This window comes from Streptomyces sp. (assembly GCF_050698815.1).
Classification (GTDB): domain Bacteria; phylum Actinomycetota; class Actinomycetes; order Streptomycetales; family Streptomycetaceae; genus Streptomyces.
This window is the reverse complement of sequence record NZ_JBOHCV010000055.1, coordinates 1-4,917: the sequence shown is the minus strand read 5'-3', so window position 1 is coordinate 4,917 and position 4,917 is coordinate 1. Positions and strand designations below refer to the sequence as shown.

The 4,917-nt window shown below is 65.7% G+C and carries 2 protein-coding genes and 1 pseudogene; all 3 read right to left on the bottom strand.

Features of this window, described 5'->3' with window-relative positions; translation table 11 throughout:
- Positions 1–216: 216 nt before the first annotated feature.
- The gene (locus ACRDP3_RS02355; protein ID WP_431515111.1) at positions 217–2,865 is read right to left on the bottom strand and encodes an NACHT domain-containing protein; all 2,649 of its coding nucleotides are present in this window, start codon (positions 2,863–2,865) and stop codon (positions 217–219) included.
- A gap of 62 nt (positions 2,866–2,927) precedes the next feature.
- Positions 2,928–3,317 (bottom strand): annotated as a pseudogene (locus tag ACRDP3_RS02350) (NACHT domain-containing protein); the annotation flags it as partial.
- Positions 3,318–3,809: 492 nt separating this feature from the next.
- Positions 3,810–4,613, bottom strand: a complete 804-nt coding sequence (locus tag ACRDP3_RS02345; protein WP_431515110.1) for a pentapeptide repeat-containing protein — start codon at positions 4,611–4,613, stop codon at positions 3,810–3,812.
- Between the last annotated feature and the right edge of the window lie 304 nt (positions 4,614–4,917).

Genomic DNA, 4,917 nt, shown 5'->3' with positions numbered 1-4,917 from the left:
TGGATCTATGCTGTGACCTGCGGCCACCGTCTCATCGTCAGTCCACACAACTCACGATGATCAACGGTGGCCGCACCCGTCTCCACACCGGCCCCGACCAGCAAGATCACGATCTACAGCTGGAGTATTAGCGGCTCGTATCTTGACCGTGCCCCCGCCGCGTCGTCCGGAGGCCCGCTGCGGGGCAGCCGATGGTCTGTCGCCTTGCGTGGGCCCCTATGTCCGGAGCAGCGCAGTGCGCACACCTGGGATGTCCAGGTTGGTGATAGGCACACCATCGGGGGTCTCGCAGCCATGGTGAAAGACGTATTCAAGGTTTTCGAACTTTGTGAAAGCTTGGCCATCGGCGGACGCAACACAGCTGAAAAGATGCAGATGAGTCAACGAAGGCGGGGCATTCTCAAGTGTCGTGACCCATTCGTTCGCATCGTAGAGGGAAAGCGCCAGGACCCGGAGAGCGGTCATCGGTGCGAAATCACGGAGCCTTAGCGACTGTGACCTGTCGAGACCAAAGAGATGCAGGCTTGGCAGATCGACTAGGAGGGTCAGCGGATTCAGGTCCTTCTCCGCCACGTCCAGGACTGTAAGTTCCTGCAACTTGGGAAGCCGGCGCAGGATGCCCAAGTCCAGGTCTCCCGTCAGCGAGAGTGTCAGCGCCTTCAGCTCTGTGAGATCCGCCAGAATCGACGTGCCACATACGTGCACCTTGCAGAAAAGCTGGAGTTGCTCGAGCTCAGGATGACTCCGGAGAACGGACAAATCGACTTCTTCTCGCATAAGGCTGACCGACAGGTGTTGCAGCGGCGGGAACTCGGCGAGGAAATCGAGCCCCTGTAGGGGGTGCGCGATCTCCAAGTGGGTCAACGAATTCAGTCGACTTGCCGCCTGAAACTGGCCGGAGTGAGTGAGTGTGACCGTACGCTGTGCCAGCGGCAGCCGGGACAGAATGTCGTTGGCGTACGTGTCTGCGTCGAAGTAGTCCCATGCACGGATGAATTCCGTGACGACGTCGTCACGCTCGTCCCCCACGTACGCCGTCAGCAGTCTCAGAGATTCCTCACCCCCGATCATCGCCACAGTCCGTACGGTCTGAGCTGCGGCCTTCTCGGTCAGTTGTCCCAATGACCGCGGCATCCAGCGCAGCAGGGTGGCCCCCACCGCCGCCAGCGCCGGCGGATCCGCTTTCCGTCTTGCCGGAAGCAGCTTGCCGATGGCCTCGTCCAGACGATCCGCGAGCCCCTCCGACACCGAAGGCATCGTCTCCTGGCAGGCTGCCGCCAGCAGTCGCAGTGTGCGCGAATGCCGGGGTTCCTCCTCGGCGCGATCGAGGATGCCGCGAAGCAGCTCTTCCCGTTGGCGGGTATTGGCGTGACCCGCCGCCATGATGATCGTCTCCCGCCACAGGTCCAGATGCGCTCGGCCGACCAGATTGCCGATCCGGTCCTCCTCCGCGGCCTCCGCGGCGGCAAGGTACTCCTGGAAGGTGCGGTGCACGAAGTCCATCCGCCCCTCGGCGGGGGTCCGGAGAATCCCTGAGCGGTGCCGTAGCTGCTCCAGGACGTGGTCGCCGTCCTTGGGGTCCAGGTGGCGCATAGCTCTCAACTTCGCCGCGACGTACTCGGCAGCCCGCTCCAGGTCGATCTCGCTGCGGTTGTTGTCCGACAACCGCCAGGCGAGATCCCTCAGTATCACGAGCTTGTCGCTGAGGCTGAGCTGACTGTCCAGCGCACTCGGCACACCCCGGTCCGCGTCCCGATCGTGGACCAGGGTGTGCAGAGCGCTGCGGTACAGCTCCATGTGATCCCGGGGCAGTTGGCGGCCCCTGTTCAGGTGCATCGCGCAGAGCATGGCCGCCAGCAACGGCGTACTCGCCAGCGACTGAAGATGCGCCCGGTCCTTCAGACTGGTGAGCAGGGACTGCTCGTACTTCGGAAGTTCATTGACCGCGCAGGGCAAGTCGCCGCCCAACTGCTGTACGGCGTGGTGCCACTGACGCACGAATGCCGAGAGGTCCGGAGGCGTCATCCGGTCCAGGTGGAGAACTGTGAAACCCTCATGGCGCAGCCAGTCCGCGCCGGCGGCCGCGGGACGCGAAGTGACGACCACCCGTACACCGTCGTATTGCCCCAGAAGCTTGCGCAACCAGTCCCGTACCGACCGGCGTTCACGGTCGAGGAGTTCATCGACGCCGTCGATCAGGAGCAAAGCCTTACCGCCGTCGAGCTGCCGCTCCACCCAGCCCCTCGGCATGATCCCGGTGATGGGCCCGGCGATGCCGTCGAGCATCTCCTCCGGGTTCGGCGGTGTGCGGCCGCTGTACTCACGCAGCTTGACGAAGATGGGGGTGAGTCCGTTCCAGTGGGCGAGCTCACCCGTGAATGCCCCGCGCGCGGCCGTGATGGCCAGCCAGCGCAGCAGAGTCGTCTTACCTGAGCCTGCCTCGCCCCGCAGTAGTACCCGTGACGCGTCATCCAGCGCGGTCTCGACCCGCATTCCGGAGTTCTTGTCTCCGGCTTCTTCCCAGTAACTCATGTCGGGTCTGAGCAGTGGCACAGAGCGGATGGTGTGTCGCCGCCTGCCTACGTTGCCCGTGGTCCGCAGACTGACGTACGCGGCCGAAAGTGGTACGCGGGGTGCGGTCCCCTGGTCGGACGTACGCCGAAACACCTCCACCTCGTCCAGGTCCCTGCTGACCAGTTCCAGGTACGCACGCCGGAAGGCGGTGTCCTGGTCCGTGCCGTCCGGCGCGAACAGCGAGCGATCCGGAAGTCGCTCCAGGATTCGCGCAACCTCGCCACCCAACGTGGCTGTCCGGGCCAGCAGTTCAGCCGCTGCCCGCTCCTCGAAGACCGGCAGGCTACGCACGATGCGACGTAGTACTCCACGCACTCCGCGAAGAGCCTCTCGTACAGGCGGGCTTCCGCCTCGTTGAGGCCGACCGGCGCTCTCACGGAGCCAGTGATGTCGCGGATGAGTTGGGCGGGGTGGGCGTTCGCGGCGAGGAGGGCCTCGTCTGACAGGTCGGCTCGCGTGAACGTATCGGACACGGCGTCGATGACAGCCTCACAGCCGCCCTCGCCCAGGCGCTGAAAGGCATGCTGCAAGTGCGGTTCCAACCGGTCGAACACCGCGTTGGCGATCTGCTCGAACTGCTGACTGACCTCACGCTGAAGCCGGATACCGGGCACGCGTACTCGGATCAGTTCATCCATCGACAGCGAGCGCTCTTGCTCGCGCTGCTTGCTTCTGAGCCACAGCTGCCCTGCGGCTTTCGCCACGGTGCTGCCCAGCCGTAACGCCGCCGTCTCCACGAGCATCGAGCCCCCTCCTCCACGCGACTCAGACATTGTGGCAGCCGACAACTACAGGCTGTCAGTGAGACATCCTGAACGCCGAAGGGGTGACCGTCGTTGACGGTCACCCCTTCTGAGCTGTTACTTCTTTGACCTCGGCGGAGGCGGTGGGATTTGAACCCACGGTGACATCGCTGCCACGACGGTTTCAAGACCATGCGGCTTCCGAGCCGCATGGAGTCTGAGCTGCACGAACACCGGACATCTGGACGTCCGTTCCTCTGTCCGTCCGCGCCCTGTCCGTGACCCGACGAGTACGGCCGGGTTTCCTGGTGAAACCCGGCACCAACTACTTCAGCCGCTTGCGGATGTGGGGATCGTCCTCCAGGGAGTGCGGGAGCAGTGTCGTGCGATCCAGGCGGGCGTCACGGAGCTGGTCCACGCTCACCTTGGCCGGCTGCTCGGGGTGCGTTTGCCGGAGCCGTCCCTGCCGTCGCCCTTGGGGTCGTCGTCGGCTCACAGTCGGGCCCCGCGCAGGTCCGCGCCCTTCAGATCGGCGCCGGACAGTTTGGCCCCGCGGAAGTCCGCACGCCGCATATCGGCCGCCCGCAGGTCGGCATCCTCCAGACGGGTACCGACGAGGTACGTTCCCGAAAGCCGCGTCCGGCGCAGGTGTGCGTTGGACAGAATCGCGCCGGACAGGTTCGCGTTCGCCAGCCTCAGCCCGCTTCCGTCCGCCCCACCCCCACGCGTCACGTCCGGGCGCACCCCGACGTAGCGCAGGTAGGCGCCACGCAGGTCGACCCGGGCCGAACGGTCGTAGCGCGGATTCCGTTGGGCCAGCGTCTCGAACGCCGCCCGCACGTCGGGCGCCGGACGCCCGGCAGAGTCCCGTTCCGCCTTGCCACCGCCTGCGGCGGGCGCGTGCGTGCGTACGTACGCCGAGAGGACGTCCACCACAGCCGGTTGGTCGGGACGCGAGTCCTCCATTATCCGTTGTAGGGCGAAGATCCCGCCGAGCCGCACCTCGTCAGCCTGGTCGCCAAGGTTGCCCACAGCCACGTTGAAGCGGTCGGCGATCTGCCCCTGGCGGGACACGTCCACCTCGCTGCGGCCCTGCCTGGCCTGCACCTGGAGTGTGACCGTGGCGGCCACTGCCGAGAACAGCGTCGCCAGTCCAGCCAGTACTGCTACCCCGATCTCGGCCCGTCGCGTCCAGTCAGGACGTTGCGCGGGTACGGCCCCCGCAGGCTCGTGGGTGTCGGCGGGCTTTGCGGCCTCACGGCGATCCCCGCCGTCACGTGCTTCGTCCTCTGTCATGCGTACGCGCCCCCTCGTCGCAGCCCCTCCGGCCGCGCCCTACCCCCGTTGAGCCGTGCCTCGAAGGTACGTCACGGAGTATCACTGCAAGATGCCGCGAACGCCAGACATGGCCCGCGAGGGCCCTGACGCATGGGGAGTTGGAGGTTCGAACGAGGATTTCGCTGGCCCGCGATCTCTGTCCGTGGCCTGTCCGTGGAGACTGGTCCAGCGTGAGAAACGTGAGACAGGATGAGACACGGAGGGGCGCCCAGTTTCCCGGGCGCCCCTTCTGACGTGCGTGTTCTTCAACTGCGCGGAGGCG

Bases quoted from the DNA above. Each gene is read 5' to 3' on its own strand.
- ACRDP3_RS02345 (WP_431515110.1), bottom strand. From the start codon at position 4,613: ATGACAGAGGACGAAGCACGTGACGGCGGGGATCGCCGTGAGGCCGCA.